13 protein-coding genes and 3 pseudogenes are annotated in these 16543 nt (G+C 65.4%); 10 read left to right on the top strand and 6 right to left on the bottom strand.

The genetic code is table 11. From position 1 onward, the window contains the following. Nucleotides 1-54 precede the first annotated feature (54 nt). From AB0L53_RS47730 to AB0L53_RS47720, 3 genes are all read left to right on the top strand, one after another. Nucleotides 55-543 carry a hypothetical protein gene (locus AB0L53_RS47730; protein WP_364009940.1) on the top strand — a complete coding sequence of 163 codons (489 nt, stop codon included), beginning with the start codon at nt 55-57 and terminating at the stop codon, nt 541-543. Continuing rightward, nucleotides 540-2336 carry an ABC transporter ATP-binding protein gene (locus AB0L53_RS47725; RefSeq protein ID WP_364009938.1) on the top strand — a complete coding sequence of 599 codons (1797 nt, stop codon included), beginning with the start codon at nt 540-542 and terminating at the stop codon, nt 2334-2336. Before AB0L53_RS47730 ends, AB0L53_RS47725 begins: the two co-directional genes overlap by 4 nt. 104 nt (nt 2337-2440) lie before the next feature. Further along, nucleotides 2441-2740: a hypothetical protein gene (locus tag AB0L53_RS47720; RefSeq protein ID WP_364009935.1), complete on the top strand. Its 300-nt coding sequence runs from the start codon at nt 2441-2443 to the stop codon at nt 2738-2740. 583 nt (nt 2741-3323) lie between these two features. Here the strand turns inward: AB0L53_RS47720 and AB0L53_RS47715 are convergent. Continuing rightward, nucleotides 3324-3815, bottom strand: a complete 492-nt coding sequence (locus AB0L53_RS47715) for a hypothetical protein (RefSeq protein ID WP_364009932.1) — start codon at nt 3813-3815, stop codon at nt 3324-3326. Between the two features lie 871 nt (nt 3816-4686). On the opposite strand from AB0L53_RS47715, the gene AB0L53_RS47710 reads away from it, so the two are divergent. Next, a complete protein-coding gene (locus AB0L53_RS47710; protein ID WP_364009929.1) occupies nt 4687-4971 on the top strand; it encodes a hypothetical protein in 285 nt (94 codons plus the stop codon). Nucleotides 4972-4995: 24 nt separating this feature from the next. Here the strand turns inward: AB0L53_RS47710 and AB0L53_RS47705 are convergent, their stop codons facing one another. After that, nucleotides 4996-5940, bottom strand: a complete 945-nt coding sequence (locus tag AB0L53_RS47705) for a chlorophyllase (RefSeq protein ID WP_364010237.1) — start codon at nt 5938-5940, stop codon at nt 4996-4998. A gap of 30 nt (nt 5941-5970) precedes the next feature. Then, entirely contained in the window at nt 5971-6846 is an 876-nt protein-coding gene (locus AB0L53_RS47700; RefSeq protein ID WP_364009926.1) for an LLM class flavin-dependent oxidoreductase, read from the bottom strand. Nucleotides 6847-7101: 255 nt separating this feature from the next. On the opposite strand from AB0L53_RS47700, the gene AB0L53_RS47695 reads away from it, so the two are divergent. After that, nucleotides 7102-7692 carry a helix-turn-helix domain-containing protein gene (locus AB0L53_RS47695; RefSeq protein ID WP_364009923.1) on the top strand — a complete coding sequence of 197 codons (591 nt, stop codon included), beginning with the start codon at nt 7102-7104 and terminating at the stop codon, nt 7690-7692. Between the two features lie 117 nt (nt 7693-7809). Further along, nucleotides 7810-9470: pseudogene (locus AB0L53_RS47690) on the top strand (IS1182 family transposase). 659 nt (nt 9471-10129) lie between these two features. On the opposite strand, the gene AB0L53_RS47685 reads toward AB0L53_RS47690, so the two are convergent. Next, nucleotides 10130-12670: a DUF3376 domain-containing protein gene (locus AB0L53_RS47685; RefSeq protein WP_364010234.1), complete on the bottom strand. Its 2541-nt coding sequence runs from the start codon at nt 12668-12670 to the stop codon at nt 10130-10132. Between AB0L53_RS47685 and AB0L53_RS47680 the strand changes: the two genes are divergently transcribed. The 3 genes and pseudogenes from AB0L53_RS47680 (at nt 12653) to AB0L53_RS47670 (ending at nt 14525) form a co-directional block, all read left to right on the top strand. Next, a complete protein-coding gene (locus AB0L53_RS47680) occupies nt 12653-12901 on the top strand; it encodes a hypothetical protein (protein ID WP_364010256.1) in 249 nt (82 codons plus the stop codon). The genes AB0L53_RS47685 and AB0L53_RS47680 overlap by 18 nt on opposite strands. Before the next feature lie 150 nt (nt 12902-13051). Beyond that, a pseudogene (locus AB0L53_RS47675) lies at nt 13052-13276 on the top strand (transposase); the annotation flags it as partial. Between the two features lie 619 nt (nt 13277-13895). Then, nucleotides 13896-14525 carry a transposase gene (locus tag AB0L53_RS47670; protein WP_364009920.1) on the top strand — a complete coding sequence of 210 codons (630 nt, stop codon included), beginning with the start codon at nt 13896-13898 and terminating at the stop codon, nt 14523-14525. A gap of 115 nt (nt 14526-14640) precedes the next feature. Here AB0L53_RS47670 and AB0L53_RS47665 read toward each other — a convergent pair whose 3' ends face one another. Next, nucleotides 14641-14958: a hypothetical protein gene (locus AB0L53_RS47665; protein WP_364009917.1), complete on the bottom strand. Its 318-nt coding sequence runs from the start codon at nt 14956-14958 to the stop codon at nt 14641-14643. A 98-nt stretch (nt 14959-15056) separates the two neighbouring features. Here AB0L53_RS47665 and AB0L53_RS47660 point away from each other — a divergent pair, with 98 nt between their 5' ends. After that, nucleotides 15057-16250 (top strand): IS630 family transposase, encoded by a 1194-nt coding sequence (locus AB0L53_RS47660; RefSeq protein ID WP_364009914.1) that lies wholly within the window; start codon nt 15057-15059, stop codon nt 16248-16250. A gap of 81 nt (nt 16251-16331) precedes the next feature. Here AB0L53_RS47660 and AB0L53_RS47655 read toward each other — a convergent pair. Continuing rightward, nucleotides 16332-16543, bottom strand: a pseudogene (locus AB0L53_RS47655) (hypothetical protein); the annotation flags it as partial.

The following is a 16543-nucleotide window of genomic DNA, read 5'->3' as shown; positions in this document are numbered from 1 at the left end:
GCGGCGGCCACCCGCCGCCAGACCCCGGCTCGCTCGAAGTGAGGTTGTTTCCTGATGGCTTTCCTGGTTGCCGCTGTCGTGTTCCTCGCCCTCCTGTGCCTGTTCAACCTGGTGCTCAACCTGGGAGTGCTCCGCCGGCTCCGCGAGCACACCGCTGAGCTGGAGCGCCTGGCCGGACACGCGATGCTCATGCCGTACGATCCCGGCGTCCTGATCGGTCGCACGCTGCCCGAGGCGGCGGCGGGCGCTCGGCTGGTCGGCTTCTTCGACGTCGGCTGTAGCACGTGTCACGAGCGCGCGCCGCAGTTCGCCGAGGAGGCGGGCAAGCAGCCCGCCCTGGCGGTCATCACCGGTGATGGCGCGAAGGTGGCCGATCTCGTCACCGTGGTCGGCGGCGTGTCGAGCGTGATCACGGGCGATGAGGCCGGCAGTCTGGCGCACGCCCTCGGCGTGGAGGCATTCCCCACCTTCCTCCGGGCCGACCAGGAGGGCAGAGTGCTGGCCGCGGACACGGAGCTCGCCGCCATGGCCACCGCCGGATGATGCCGGACCGGCTGCGGCGGGCCGCCACCCTGGGGTTGCTGTGCTGGCGGGCGGGACCTGTGCTGGCGGTGTCCCAGCTGGTGGTCACCGTCGTGGCCGGGCTGCTGCCCACGGGCGCCTTGTGGGCGACGAAGCTGCTCATCGACGGGCTGGCGACGGGCCTCGCGGAACGGGCACTGGGCCCGGTCGCCGGGCTCGTCGCACTGGGGCTGGCCTCCGGAGTGCTGCCGCACGTCACGGGATACCTGCGGGGCGAGTCGGACCGCCGGCTCGACCTGTTGCTGCAGGACCGCCTGTACACGAGGGTGAACGAGTTCCAAGGGCTGTCACGCTTCGAGGACCCGGCCTTCCTCGACGAGTTGCGGATGGCCACGCAGGCCACGGGCGGCGCGATGGGGCCGATCACCTCGGGCCTGTTCGACCTCTGCCGCAACCTCATCGCCCTGGCCGGGCTCCTCGGCGCTCTGACCGTGCTGAGCCCGCTGATGGCCGGGCTGGTGGCGGTCGCGGCGCTGCCCACCCTCGCCGCCAGGATGTCCCTGGAGAAGCGGCGGACCAGGATGCTCGCCGGGCAGTCGGCGGCGGCCCGGCGGCAGATCTTCTACTCCTCCTTGCTCACCGACGTGGAGGCCGCCAAGGAGGTACGGCTCTTCGGGCTCGGCGACTTCCTCAAGCGCCGGGTCATCGGCGAACTCACCACGATGCAGACGGCCGAGCGGCGCCTCGACCGGCGCGAAGCGCTCACGCAGTCGTCACTGGCGACCCTGTCCGCCCTGGTCAGCGGCATCGGCTTGGTCTGGGCGGTGTACTCGGCCCTGTCCGGGCGGCTGACCCTGGGCGACGTCACGGCCTTCGCCGGCGCGGTGGCCGGCACCCAGGCCGCCCTCATCGCGACCGTGGAGAACGCGGCCAACGCCGGCCACTCACTGCTCCTGTTCGACCACCACGAGCGGGTGATGTCACTCTCCGACGACCTCCCACCACCGCACCGCCCGGCCGCGCTGCCCGCCCTGCGGCGCGGCATCGAACTGCGCGACGTGTGGTTCCGGTACGCCGAAGGCCACCCCTGGGTGCTGCGCGGCGTCGACCTGACCATCCCCCACGGCGCGTCGGTCGCGTTGATCGGACTCAACGGAGCCGGCAAGAGCACGCTGATCAAACTGCTGTGCCGCTTCTACGATCCCTCCCGGGGGGCGATCTTCTGGGATGGCGTGGACATTCGCGACGTACCGCCGGCCGACCTCCGCGCCCGGATGGGCGTGCTCTTCCAGGACTACATGAGCTACGACCTCACCGCGGCGGAGAACATCGGCGTCGGCGAGATCGAGGCGATGTCCGACCGGAGCAGGATCCAGGCCGCCGCCGAGATGTCCGGAGCCGACCAGACCGTACGGGCCCTGCCGCACGGGTACGACACGATGCTGAGCCGGATCTTCTTCGGCCCGGAGGACGAGGCCGGAGTGGTGCTGTCCGGAGGCCAATGGCAACGGCTGGCCCTGGCCCGCGCACTCGTCCGCGAACAGCGCGATCTGCTCATCCTCGACGAACCCAGCTCGGGGCTCGACGCGGAGGCCGAATACGAGGTGCACCGGCGACTGCGCGAGCACCGGGCGGGCCGTACCAGCCTGCTCGTCTCACACCGGCTCGGCGCCGTGCGGGACGCCGACCTCATCGTGGTGCTCGACGACGGGCGCATCGTCGAGCGGGGCACCCACGACGACCTCATGGCCGCGGACAGCGGCTACGCCCGGCTGTTCGAAACCCAGGCCAGCGGCTACCGCGTCGAGGCGTAGCGCCCACCCGCGAGCCTCCGGCAACTCGAATCTGGCCGCACGGTGAGCTCCCGCCCGGCAACGGTGCGGCAGCATCGAGGCATCAGCGTGAGCGGAGGCGGTACGTGGACGGATTCGTGTCGATGATCTTGGCCGCATTGGCGGCCGGTTTCGCGGCCGGTGGGCTCTCTCTGCTCTCCGACAGGACTCAGAGAATGGTGGAAAGCATGCGGAGGAAGACATCGCGCACCGAAGCGCCGGCCGTGTCCGCCGACGAACGGGATCCGTTGAGCGGGATTCAGGTCGACGCCGAGCACTCTGTCCTGCAGGTCAACGCCAACGGAGGCGTGCAATACGTCAACTGCACCCTCGGTGCGTCCACCGTCCCTCCGGGTCCTGGAGAGGGCATTGACCGCAACCATTGAGTGGGGTCACCCAGAAGACTTGGCGGCCGAGTGCTATCTCCGTCATCAGCGTGGTGAGCCGCCGCCCCCCCAAGCCGCCCCCGTGCCGGAGGATCCAGAAGAAGAGCACAGTCCCCAGGAGGGTGAGCCACAGCGCGAGGGCGGGTCGAGCCGCGCGTCCGCTCGCGTGGTCTTCCGACGGCGGAAGCGAGCGCGGCCGCCACGACGGCTGTCCGCTGCCGAACAGCCGTCGAATCGCCAGCCGAAAGAGCAGCGGCCACCGCCTGCCCATTCGGACAACCGATGGCAGGCCTGGCAATCCACGCGAACGTTGTACGGGTGGGAGCCCGCCAAGGGCACGGAAAACCATCAACCGGCCGCGGAACAGGACATCATCTGGATCAGAGACTGCGTCGGCATCCAAATCGGCAAGCACAATTCACAGACCACCACCTACGACATCGTCCTCTCCAAAATCTCTGTCCTCCTCGACGAGAGAGCCATATCGGCGCTGCTCGCCCTGATCTCGCAGGGAGCAGAAGACGGATTTTCCACCGACCTCCGGCTTCCGGGCCTCCCATCTTTTCCCGGGTCGTCCACCGAATCATTCACGAGGACGCACCCGGACGACGCGCGCCTGATCATTGTTCAGCGGTCCTGCGGCGTGCAGATCGGCAACCGGTGTTTTCAGCGCAATAAAATAACCATGCTCGTCGACGGTTTCGCGATCCGCATCGACAGCCTGCACCTGCGGAGCAAACGGCTGGCGGGAATGCGCCGCCTGCTGGCGAACCCGTCGGACAGGGCCGCCGCCTCCATGATCGCCAACGACATCGTGAAGCAGGCCGTCGCCACGCTCATGGCGCACCTGGAAAAGGAATTCGATCGCCTCGTCGAGAAATCCTTGATCACCGGCCTGCGCTCGCTCTACCGGCGGGTCGGCGTGTCGATGGGGTTCCGCAACAGGGTCCGCCTTCGTAGACGTTTCGACACCCGCGCCATAAGAATCGCGTACCTCTGCCAATTGCTCACCGAACAGATATTGCGCTATGCGGAGCGCCAGGGCAGAGCCCGTCGAACGGCGGAAGAGCGCCATCGCCGTCCCGACACGCCCCGTACGAGGGAAGGATCATCCAGGAAACGGGCGCGAGAACAGCACGGACCGCGAGCCCGTACCAGCGAGGATTTCTCAACGGGGCGGCCCGGTGACGCTGATCGCAACGGGCGGAACCCGTCCAGCGCGGAACGGGTCCCCACCGACCGAGATGCCACAGCGAGGCCCGGCGAACGAGACGCCCACAGCGGCCGGCCGGGGTCCCACCACAATCGCCCGGGCCAACGACCCGCCGAGGAATCCGCCCGCGACACTGATGCGCCCTCCACCGCCCCTCGGCGCTCGGCGTATGCGCGGCCCGCCGCCTCTCGCCGACCCGCTCTCACCACGCCGGCGGAGCAGGATGGCCGCGAGAACGCGGGGCCGCCGCCATCGATGCCTGGTCCCAGCAGGCCGCGAAGGCCGACCGCCCCGCCCTCGACGCCGAGCGCGCCATGTGACGGCAGGCTCCATGACGACCTGCCTCCTGTGCTGGGCCGGGGCGAGCAGGAAGACCGCCGAGTGAGATCCCTTCTACCCTTCGAGCCTTTCCCGGCTCGGGAGCCTGAGTCTCGACCATTGCCCACGGAGCTCGCAGGAGAGGACGTGCGCGGGCGGCCGGACTTACCCGCCGTGGAGTGTCACGGCCATCGAGAGATCGAAGGTGGACCATCACGACCGTCGCCCGACTCCCGTGATCTGGGCTACGGAGGCCGATGAGCGGCCGGAACCGGACGACACTCGGTGACGACCTGGCTGGAATGCCCGGTGAATGCCCCGCTGGTGCCCTGGGACAGGGTTCTGTTCGTACATAGAGTCGAGCCAATCCCGCAGACGCCATAGGAGTGATCCCCTTCGCGCGAAAGGATGTGCCGTGCGCAGCAGACGTACCGTTATCGGGCTGGCGTTGATTCTCGGCAGTCTCGCCGGGCTTGTCCCCTCAGCAGCCATCGCGGCATCTTCCACGGCCGCGATTTCGGCCCGGCCTCAGATCTGCAACCCCTCCTGCACCTGGAATTCGCAAGTAACGACACAGCTGATCGCCACTCAGATCCTGGCGCAGAAATACCAGATCCTCGTCCAGGAGGGCTACACCATCCTTTCCGCGCAGGTGCAGGCGGCAACTGGCGGCCACCGGGCGCACCTGGTCTACCGGTAGGGCTGGCACGCTCCCTGGGCCGCCTCAGTCGCTCTCGACCCGTCCCAGCGGCTCGGGCTCGTCCGCCAGCGCGGTGCGCGCCGCGAGCCAGTTCGGGTCTTCGGGGTTGAAGACGTGGCGAAGGTAGGCCCAGGTGAGCCGCTGGATCAGGGCGACACGTCCGGGGTGTTCGTCCGTCGTCTCCGCGACGTCGTACCCGGAGACTCCGCCGAGCGAGTGCTCCGCCCCGAACAGAGTGAGCAGGCTCTTGCCGCCCGGACTCAAGAAGTAGGGGTCGGTGAACCACTCCGGCCCTCGGGCGGTCAGGTGGGACTGGTCTCGGTCCCCCGCGACCACGAGGGCCGGCGTGGTCATGTCCGCGAAGCTCGGATTCATGAAGGGGAAGTGCTCGGCCGCGAACGGACTCAGCTCGGCTCCGCCCCGGCCGGGCGTGGCGAGCAGCACCCCCGCCTTGATCCGGGAGTCGGACATGTCCTCTCCCGGTTCGCCCTCGGGATCGAGGACTCGCGCGCCCAGCAGCATGCTCGCCGTCTGGCCGCCCCAGGAGTGCCCGGCCGCGGCGATGCGGCCGCGGTCGAGCCGCCCGCCGAGACCGGGTACGGCGGCTTCGAGGAGATCGAGCTGGTCGAGGACGCGCTTCATGTCCTCGACCCGGTAACGCCAGATCAGCGGGGTACGGGGATCTTCTGGCGGCAGGCTCAGCGTCCGCGAGTCGAGATGGGTGGGTTGAATCACCACGAAGCCGTGAGCGGCCCAGAAGTCGGCCAGCGGGGCATAGCCGTCCGACGACCAGCCGAAGCCGTGCGAGAAGACGATGACCGGCAGTTCGCGCCCGGCCGTGGGCGCGGACACGCGCACCCGCAGGTCCTCACCACGGCCCGGGGCCGACAGCACCACCGGCTTCACCGAGACGACCGGAGTGGGCACGCTGACGGCCACGTCACCATCGCCCGCGGCCGGGACCGCCATGTCTGTTTCAATCATGATTTGGATGCTCCTTCATTGGTCTTTGGTCATGAACTGGTCGGCGAGCCACCGTGCGACGTCGGCGGGATAGGGCGCCGACAACCCGAGGACGATGTGCCGGAAACCGGCGTCGATCGCTTCGCCGATCGCGTCCCGGGTGGTGCCGGGCTGGTCGTAGGAGACGGGCAGGTGGATCGAACGGGTGATCGAGGCGGGGTCGCGACCGATCTCGGCGCAGTAGCGGTCCAGCAGCGCGCTGCGGCTGACGACGTCGTCGATGTCGCCGCCGGGGATGTTCCACAGGTCGGCGTGCTCGGCGACCACGCGCAGCGTCGCGGACGAGCGTCCGCCGATGAGGATCGGCGGGTGGGGGCGCTGGACCGGCTTGGGGTTGCCGAACGCGTTGGTGACCTGGACGTACGTGCCGTGGAAGTCGAACGGTTCGGTCTCGGTCCACAATCGCCTGATCACCGTGCACGCTTCGGCGAGGCTGCCCACGGCGTGGGCGGTGTCGTGGAAGGGCAGGCCGTGTGCTTCGTACTCGCGCCGGGCCCAGGGCACGCTGGGTCGTGAGCCGACGCCGATGCCGAAGTCGAGCCGACCGCCGGAGACGATGTCGACGGTCGTGGCGATCTTGGCCAGCATCGCGGGCGGCCGGATGCGGTTGCTGGTCACGAGCACGCCGAGCCGCAGCCGTCGGGTCTGTGCGGCGAGGGCCGAGAGCAGCGTCCAGCCCTCGTAGATCGTGCCGTTCGGGTCGCCGAAGATGGGCAGGAGATGATCGAACAGCCACGCGTGTTCGATCTCGGGGATCGTGTCCGCCTCGCGCCAGACCCGCAGGACGTCGTGGTAGTCGACCTGCGACGGGGCGGTCATGATCCCGAAGCGGAGCCGGGTGGTATGCGGCATTGAGGGCTTTGGTCCTTTCGACACTGGGCGCTACCAGAGATTAAACGGAACGGGTTTCCGATATGCGCAGCCGACGCCCATTGCATCGACTTACTCGCATCCCCCTGCAATCCCAGGCATGAGTGTGATGCGATGGCGATGCGTGGGTTGGCCGTCGGTCGGCGCTCTGGCATCATGAGTAAACGGAATCCCGTTCCGACTACTATAAGGAACACGGTTCCGGTTCGCAACCCAGCAGTGGAGGGAACGGTAACGGTGAACGACGGCGACGGAGGCGCGGGCCCCCGCAAGCGGGCAGATGCCCGGCGCAACGAGAGGACGCTGCTCGACGCCGCCGCGGCCGTCTTCGTGACCTCGGGCGTCGAGGCGCCGGTGCGCGACATCGCGGCCAGGGCGGGAGTCGGGGTGGCCACGATCTACCGCCACTTCCCGACCCGAGCGGATCTCATCATCGCCGTCTACCGGCACCAGGTCGAGGCCTGCGCCGAGGCCGGTCCAGCCCTGCTGGCGGCCGTCGCGAGCCCTTACACCGCGCTGGGGCGATGGATCAACCTGTTCGTCGACTTCCTGGTCACCAAGCACGGACTCGCCGCCGTACTCCGCTCCGACGACGCCGGCTTCGACGCGCTGCACGCCTACTTCCTCGACCGGCTCGTACCCGTGTGCGGCCAGCTGCTCCAAGCCGCGGCCGCCGCCGGCGAGATCCGCGCCGACGTCGACGCCCTGGAGCTCATGCGCGGCGTCGGGAACCTCTGCATCGGCGCGGAGAACGATCCCCGCTACGACGCGCGGCGGCTGGTCGAATTCCTCATCGCGGGACTCCGCCTACCGCACCAGGGCTTTTGACGCTGTGCTTCAACCCCGCCCGTTTCCGACTTTGTTGGCCGATTCGGTTGATGATTGCCGGGTCGCGGGAGACGCTGAGGGGACTCGGGCCGCGGAGAGGACGAGGGAGGTTTCGTCGTGTCTCTGCGACCTAGATCCGCTGTTCAGATCCCCGAGGCGACGGTCGCGGTGGCACGAGCGGCGTTCCCCAGGGGATGTCTGGCCATCCGGTTACGAGATGAACTGGGTGTGCTGTTCAGCGACGAGCAGTTCGCCGATGCCTTCCCGCGTCGGGGCGGGCCAGGGCGGGCACCTGGTGAGCTGGCGCTGGTTACGGTGCTGCAGTTCGCCGAGGGGCTGACCGACCGGCAGGCCGCCGATGCGGTGCGCGGGCGGATCGACTGGAAATACGCCCTGGCCCTGGAGCTGACCGATCCGGGATTCGACTTCTCGGTGCTCAGCGAGTTTCGGGACCGGTTGATCGAGCACGGGATCGAGGCCAGGGTCTTCGACCTGCTGCTGGATCGCTGCTCGAAGCTGGGGCTGCTGCGTGCCGGTGGACGGCAGCGGACCGATTCCACGCACGTTCTGGCGGCGGTACGGACGTTGAACCGGATGGAGTTCGTCGGGGAGACGTTGCGGGCTGCGCTGGAGGCGCTGGCCGCTGCTGCACCCGGCTGGTTGGCGGAGACGATTGCCCCCGAGTGGATCGAACGCTATGGGCGTCGAGTGGACTCCTACCGCTTCCCCAAAGGAGAGGATGCGCGCACCCGGTGGGCCACCACGGTGGGACAGGATGGGTTTGCCCTGCTGGAGGCCGTCCACGCGGGTGATGCCCCGCGCTGGCTGCGGGCCATCCCCGCGGTCCAGACCTTGCGCGTTGCCTGGATCCAGCAGTATCACCGCGACGACAAGGGGGTGCGCTGGCGGGAGGGCAACGATCTCCCGCCGGCCAGAGTACGGCTGTCTTCGCCCTATGACCGCGATGCTCATTACGGTCTCAAGCGTGGTGCGGGCTGGTGCGGTTACAAGGTGCACCTGAGCGAGACCTGCGAGCCCGATCAGCTGCATCTGATCACCAATGTGCATACGACGGATGCCACTGTGGTCGACAGCGAGGTCACCGAGCAGATCCACTTCGATCTGGCCGGGCGGGGGCTGGGGCCCGGCACCCACGTGGTGGACGCGGGCTACGTCACCGCCACGCTGATCTTGACCGCGCGCCAGGATAAGGCGATCGACCTGCTGGGGCCGGTCGGGCTGGATACCCATGCCATGGCCAAGCAGGGGCTGGGCCAGGAGGCGTTCACCATCGACTGGCAGACACGCACGGCGACCTGCCCCGGTGGCGCGACCAGTGTCTCCTGGTCCGACCAGCGCAAACCCAACGGGACACCGATCACCCGGTACATTTCGCCATCACTGACTGCGGCCCCTGCCCACTGCGCGCCTCCTGCACCAAGGCCGACGGTCACCGCTACGGGCGCAGCCTGACCTTGCTACCCGCCGCCCAGCAGCAGATCCTCGACCAGCGCCGCCGCGAGCAGGAGACCCAGGCGTGGAAGAAGCGCTACGCCATCCGGGCCGGGGTCGAAGGCACAATCTCCCAAGCCGTCCGGACAGGCGGAATCCGCCGCACCCGCTATCGAGGACTGTCCAAAACCCGACTCGCGCATCTGCTGACCGCCACCGCGATCAACCTCACCCGCCTGGACGCCTGGTGGACCGACACTCCGATCCGCGGCACCCGCGCCACTCACCTGGAACGACTCGGCGCTGAACTCGGCCTAGCCGCGTGAACCGAATCGGCCAACAAAGTCGTTTCCAGACGAAGCCGCCAGCCTGCTACCGGGCCTCCTGGCAGCTACCCGGACCGGCCTTCCACCGGCAAGCGACAACGAGCTTACAAACAACAAGATCCACCGCTACGTCGCGGCTTCACCCACTGCTCTGTGGGCACACGAAAAGGCCTCACTGTGAAGGGCTACCCGCACGAAATAGCCCTCGCCATCTGGATACGTGAGCACCCCGGCGTCCGCGTCGTCTGCCGTGGCAGGGCCGAGGCTTACGCCGAGGGGTCAGAACCGGCGCACCGGAAGCAACGCAAGTAGCCAACAGGCGGCAGTGCGCCATGCGGCGCCTTATCGTATCCCCGACCAGTCGGGAGCAATTCGGAGGGAGGTTCTTGGGTCTGAGGGCTTACCCGATCCGGAAACGGTGAGGGGACCAAAGCATGCCAGGAAATCGGCGGCCGGGTCCAGGCAGCAGGGACGGAACGTCGAGGGACCCGCGTGACACGGTGAAAGCTGGATTGCCAGAACCCTAATTCCCCAGAAGATTCAAGGTCGAATCTGTCGAAAAGCTTCCCGTAACCGACGCCGCACCCTGCGACAGCTTTATGCCATGGTCGACGCAACCTCCTGAGCGCGGAGACGCATAGCGCGTTCTACCGTCGTCTTCAGGCATTCGAGCGCGTCTGGCGCGATTGGCGCCGATTTCGCGGACGTTTATCTGATCGCCTAAGTAGGCGAGCAAGACTCACACCGCCAATCACGCCTATGGAGGCCCCCGTCGCGAAAATAGTCGTTACAATACGCATAATCTTATAAAGGGCTTCCTTGCCCACCTCTTTTGGCACTCTCTTGAGGCCTTCCTCAGCCGCCTTATATCCCTTTTTCCGCGCTGAAGCTGTTATCCAACGGAGAACGCGGTACGGGCGCGTTTTCGCGGCGTCGGGTAGATTGGCATCGTCCCTTTCTGCTAGCGCCACCACGCTAGTGACAATCTTTCTAAAGTAGCGACTTGCGGTTCCGCCCTGATCGTCGTTACTGCTTTGTGCTGAAGAGTCGCGCAGAATGGAATAGGCCACGGCTATTAGTCGCCCGAACACTTTTCCATTGTCTATTTTTGCACTCGCGAGCAGCGTCTTGTCGGTTTCATCTTTTAGCTGCTCTAGATCTTCGAGCATTTGGGAGCGGAGAGTTTCCGCATTCCCCACGCTGCCTGTCCCTCGGCCATCTTCCTCTGCAAGGATAGCTTCGTGGAGTTCCTTTTCCCATTGTTGGCGGCGACCGTCGCCAGGGAAGAGTAGAGAGAGTATATGATGTGCAGCGTCAAGTCGCCCCCATATGAAGTCGGATCTGCGCCATTCGGGGTCGATGAATGCGCCGAAATGCATTAGGCGAATGCCGTGCAACTTGCGATCCCCTAGATCGGCAAAGCGATCCTGCCAGAATAGAGGGCTCATATGGTCCGGGCCGAGTCGTAGAAAATCGAACTTAGGCGTAAGTGATTCGATAATCTCTGAATGTGGCGCAAAAGCTCGCGTGAGGACGTCTACCGCAAGGCAGAGAGATACGACTTCTTTCGGCCCGCTCCACGCTTTCCTGGAATTGATTTGGTTAGCCGTGTCACGATATTGTTGCGCTGCTATTTCTATTAGGCTTCCCAACTCGGCTGGAACTTTTAGCGCTTCAAGCACCGTGTCGAGATGCTTGTTCAAGTCTTTCCAGGTAAGGGAGGCCGGCCTGGGGATGTTTCGAAGCTGGGAAAATACCGCCTCTTGTACGGCTAGAGCCTTGCGGTACTGATCCGATATGATGGCGGCTCCATCGATCAGTATTTTCTGCTTCCCTGGGTCTTTCTCTACATCCTCATCTTTGAGACACATGTGTAGGTGGGTGCTGAGCGTCTGAAGAGCCCGAATAGCAGAACTAAGACCCCAGCGCCATTGATCTAGGTCTGGAACATGAATTTCGTCGCCGTCCCGCGGAAGCCATTTTTGCGGTTCTTTGAGAATATTTTTTATTTCGTCAGACTTGGGTTCGGGCGGCGCGATGAGTGGTATCTCGGTGTCCGCGTCGGCGATTTTCTTTAGAACCTCTTGCAGTACGGCTACCGCCCTGTTATGGCGATATTCGTCAAGTAGATTCTTTGCTGCGTCGAGATACTTCTCACCTCGCTCTTTCTCCTTGCTCAGCCGATCAAACAAGTCCAGGTGTATGTCTCGGATGCTGTTGCTTAGACATGCCTCGAGTTCCTCCGCACTGGAACGAAAGTCAGCTTCTTGGGGATAGCGTCTTGCGTTCAACAGCGCGTCTATCCATGATATATCCGTGCTCTTTTTGTGAGTGATATTCTCCTTTCCTACACGACCAACAGAAGGCACCACGTAGACAACTACTCGCTTGATAGGTCTATCAAGTTTGCGTTTGGAGATGGCTTCAAGAACCGGCCCAAATGGTGCGTTGTTGAGGACGCCGCCATCCATCACATTGCTTGCCGGGTGATGTAGAGCTGATTTAGGATAGTAACGATAGTCGATCATGGGTGCTTCGTCGACGGGCCCGAAAGCAACAGGAAAGCTTGCGGTGGCGCGGGCCGCCTGCATGAGTGCTTCGATGTTTTCCGGTGCAAAATCGTTTCGGGGATTGTCATCACTGGCCCAATTCCAACCGCTATCTGTTTCCTTATAGGTCACAGCGTTCTTGTCGTACTGAAAGCGATAGATGCGACGGTGGTCTCGAACGTCGAAGTGCCCTTCGAATCCGTCCTTGAAAGATCTGCTTCGGCCGTCCAGAGCGGTTGCGGTCATGAAGAGTGTGACGGATTCTTCTCTTGGCTCCTCGCGGGGATGTTTGACCGGATCTATTTTCATCAGGGCCTTTTTGATCTCCTCTTCAAAATATTTGCCGTCTAGTAGACTGTTTCTTGGATCCACCGATCTAGCCGTTAGATTCTCTAGGTCGGCAGATTTTTCCCAGAGTTCGAGGAGATCTGGGAGCTTCGCTTCTTGCCCGATGGCGGTCGCCAGAAGAGTGCCGTTCAAGCCTCCTGCCGACGTTCCTGCCACGACATCGACTAGCACACTCGCATTTTTTCGATTGGCAAGTGCCTTCCATTTCCCATAGACGATACCCTCTGTCTCAGAGGCCGGCGTAGCCGAATTAGATCGGGATGCCCTGCAGAGCAGGTCTAGCTCGTGAGTTACGCCAGCCATCCAGACGGCAAGACTAACTCCCCCATTAAGAACGAGGGCAAGGCGGTATTCGGTTCGATCGGCCATACGCTTGTCTTCATGCCCTGTAGTCATGTTTGGCATCATAAATTGAGTAATGCTCAAAAGGGCGGCGCCACGCCGCTGCCTGGGCAAAGATACTTATGCGAATGGATTGTCCATATTTCATTTCAATTTTTCCAATTCTTTGCGTCGGCGAGTCACGGTGAATGACGGGTTGGTCACCGACAGACTTTCGGGTCGTGAAGTCGATCACTACTTCCCCCGAGGTGGTCTGTGTCCCTTCGTCCCCGTTCCGGTGAGCAGGTTCCGGCTTTGACCGCGCGGGTCGCGCGGGCGAGCAATCCGGGCGGTACGACGGCTATGTGGGTGAGAGACCGGCTGGATGGGCCGTGGTGCGACGAGAACTTCGCCGACTGGTACCCGCGCGATGGGCGCCCCGGTCTCTCGCCCGCTCAGCTTGCCACCGTCAGTATGCTGCAGTTCCTGCTCGATCTGTCGGACCGGCAGGCCGCCGAGGCGGTCCGCCGCAGCATCGATTTCAAATACGCCCTGGCCTTGGAGTTGGACGATCCCGGCTTCCACCACAGCGTGCTGGCTGACTTCCGTGACCGTCTCGCCCAGGGCGATCGCGCCGACCGCCTCCTGGACCTCGCGCTGGCCCGTCTCAAAGATGCCGAGCTCGTGCGCGAGCGCACCACGCAGCGCACCGACTCCACCCACGTGCTGGCTTCGGTACGCGATCTGACCCGGCTGGAGTTGATCACCGAGGCGGTACGGGCAGCGCTGGAAGAACTCGCCGGTATTGCCCCGCACCTGCTGGCCGGCCTGGTTGACGAGGAGGGGGGACGCCGTTATGGCCGTCCGGTTCGCCTAGGTAAGAACCCCACCCGGCCCAAGACCAGGATCACCACCACCGGAAACGACGCCTTGCGGCTACTGGAACATCTCTATCGGCACGGAGCAGGTCGTGCGTTCGGTCCGCAGGTCCAGGCCCTGCGGCAGATCATGGTGCAGAACTACTACCACTACACAGCGAGCCGTCTACACTGGCGCACCGACGACGACGGCGGACTGCCGCCCTCGTCCCGCGCGATCGTCTCCCCCTACGACACCTCAGCCCGCTACGCCCGCCGCAGGCAGATCACCCGCTGGACGGGGTTCGTCGCCCATCTCACCGAGACCTGCACGCGCGACGGCGCAAAACGTGATCACAAATGTGGCCACCTCCCCGGCGACCACGAACGACGCCCAGACCCTGTCCGCGATCCACACCCGCCTGGCGCGCCGCGAACTGCTGCCCGCCGAGCACCTTGTCGACGGCGGCTACACCTCCCTGGTCCACCTGGAACAGGCCGCCCGACAACACCAGGTCACAGTCACCGGACCGCTGCCGGGCAACCCCACCCACCAGCACCGCAGGAACGAAGGCTTCGGGCGGGATGGCTTCCACATCGACTACGACCGCCGACAGGTGACCTGCCCCCAGGGCCAGGTCAGCAGGGGCTGGCACGGCCCCTACCCGACCTCCTCGCCCACCGCGGCCCCGCTGATCGCGGCGCGGTTCACCAAGGGCCAGTGCCAGCCCTGCCCGGTTCGTGCCAAGTGCACCACTTCCCGAGAACAGGCCCGGAACGTGGGCTTTCCCCCACGAGAACTCCGCGACCTGCAAATCCGCGTCCGCGCCGAGCAGCAGACGCCCGAATGGCACGCCCGCTATGCGGTGCGCTCCGGAGTGGAGAGCACCGTCAACGAGTTCGCCCACGGTATGCGCCGCTGCCGCTACCGGGGAAGCATCCCCGGCCCGACCCACCAACAGCCTTCCAGGACTTCCTAGACCAACAAGGGATCCCCCGGCTGAAATCCTGGCGAGCCACCAGCGGCTGACATCGACAGTCCAAGATCCCCGACAGAGTCAAGCTAAGTGGTCCCGGTCGTAAGTCCTTCGGGGGTCAGTGTCCGAGGTAGAGGCCGCAGGCGCAGTCGAGGGCTTCCTGGGGTGTGCCGGCGGACATGCCGGTGGGCAGGATCTGGTTCTCGTATTTGCCGCTGCTGGCGAGGTAGAGCCCGAATCCCCAGGTGGAGGCCGAGCCGCCGTAGCGCAGCCGGATGAGGGGTAGCCGGTCGCCGTCGGCCAGTTCGCCTTCGATGTAGGCGAACTGGCCGTGGTAGCGGACGTGCAGGCTACTCAGCTGGGGCCAGTGGTCGCGGGCGTGTTGGCGCAGCCGCTGAGCAAGGGAAGTCTTGGTCGAGTCTGGGATCGCGGGCATGAGAGGTATCTTGCCGCCCCCGGCGTGTCGATCATGGTGGGGTGGGTGGATCGGGCAGGGTCGGGCGGTCCCCCGAAGATCTTCCCGAGAGTCCCCGAGTGCCCCTTCCCCGTGCCCGCCAGATCGTCCTGGCCGCGTCCCAGCGGCATCGGCTCAAGAAGCTGGCCTACTCCCGCACCGCCCCCTACCAGCAGGTCGTCCGCGTCCGGATCGTGCTGGACGCCGCCCGCGGCTACTCCAACGCGCGTATTGCCGTCCGGCAGCAGGTCCATATCGACACCGTCCGGACATGGCGCGGCCGCTATGCCGACCAGGGGATAGACGGGTTGACCGACCGACCCCGCTCGGGCCGGCCACCCCGTTTCACCCCCGCCCAGCGGGCCGAGGTCAAAGCACTGGCCTGCCAACTGCCGGCCGAGACCGGAGTGCCGTTGTCGCGGTGGAGCAGCAGCGAGCTGGCGGCCGAGGTGACCGGCCGGGGCATCATCACGGCGATCTCGGCATCGACCGTCCGCCGGATCCTGGCCGCTGCCGTGCTCAAGCCCTGGCAGCACCAGTCGTGGGTGTTCATCCGCGACCCGGGTTTCGCGATCAAGGCCGCCCGGGTGCTGGACCTCTACCAACGGGTCTGGGACGGCCACCTGCTGGGAGACGACGAGTACGTGATCTCCTCGGACGAGAAGACCTCGATCCAGGCCCGCTGCCGCTGCCACCCGACCCTGCCACCGGGAAGAGCCCGGATGATGCGGGTCAGCCACGAGTACGACCGTGGTGGATCGTTGGCCTACCTGGCCGCCTACGACGTCCACCGCGCCCGTGTGTTCGGGCAGTGCGCGGCCAAGACCGGGATCGTCCCATTCATGACCCTCGTCGAGCAGGTCATGACCACTGAGCCCTACGCGTCGGCGAAACGTGTGTTCCGGGTGGTCGACAACGGCTCCAGCCACCGCGGCAAGGCCGCCTGCGACCGGCTGGCCGCACGGTTCCCCAACGCAGTGATGGTGCACACCCCCGTGCACGCCTCGTGGTTGAACCAGGTGGAGATCTTCTTTTCCATCGTGCAGCGCAAGGTCTGCTCACCCAACGACTTCACCAGCCTTGACCAGGTCGAAGACCGGCTTATCGCCTTCGAGCGTCGTTACAACGAGACCGCCCGGCCCTTCAAATGGGAGCTCACCCCGGCCGACCTCGAGGACCTGCTGGCCCGGATCGAGCGACACGAACAGAAAGAGCACTCCCAGCAGCCCACCGGCTACGCCCACCAGCCTGCCGCACTACCAGCAGCTACGTGAACCCCGAAGAACTTACGGGCGAGACCACTAAGTGGCCTTGCCTGGAAGTCTCTCGGGGGTTGACTTTCGGATCTGGTGTGGTCAGTCCGTGAGGGGGGTCACGTAGAGGTCGCAGGCCAGGTCGAGGGCTTCCTGTGGGGTGCCGATGAACCAGGGGGTGGGTTGGTACTTGCCGTTGCTGGGGGTATGGATCGCCACTCCCCAGTAGTGAGCCGAGCCGCTGTAGCGCAGCCGCATCAACGGCAGCCGGGCGCTGTCGGCCAGTTCACCTTCGACGTAGGCGAACTGGCCGT

Origin of the sequence: Nonomuraea sp. NPDC052129 (assembly GCF_040680095.1) — a bacterium.
Lineage (GTDB): Bacteria > Actinomycetota > Actinomycetes > Streptosporangiales > Streptosporangiaceae > Nonomuraea.
The sequence above is the reverse complement of the archived record's forward strand: the minus strand, read 5'-3'. Positions and strand labels throughout refer to the sequence as shown.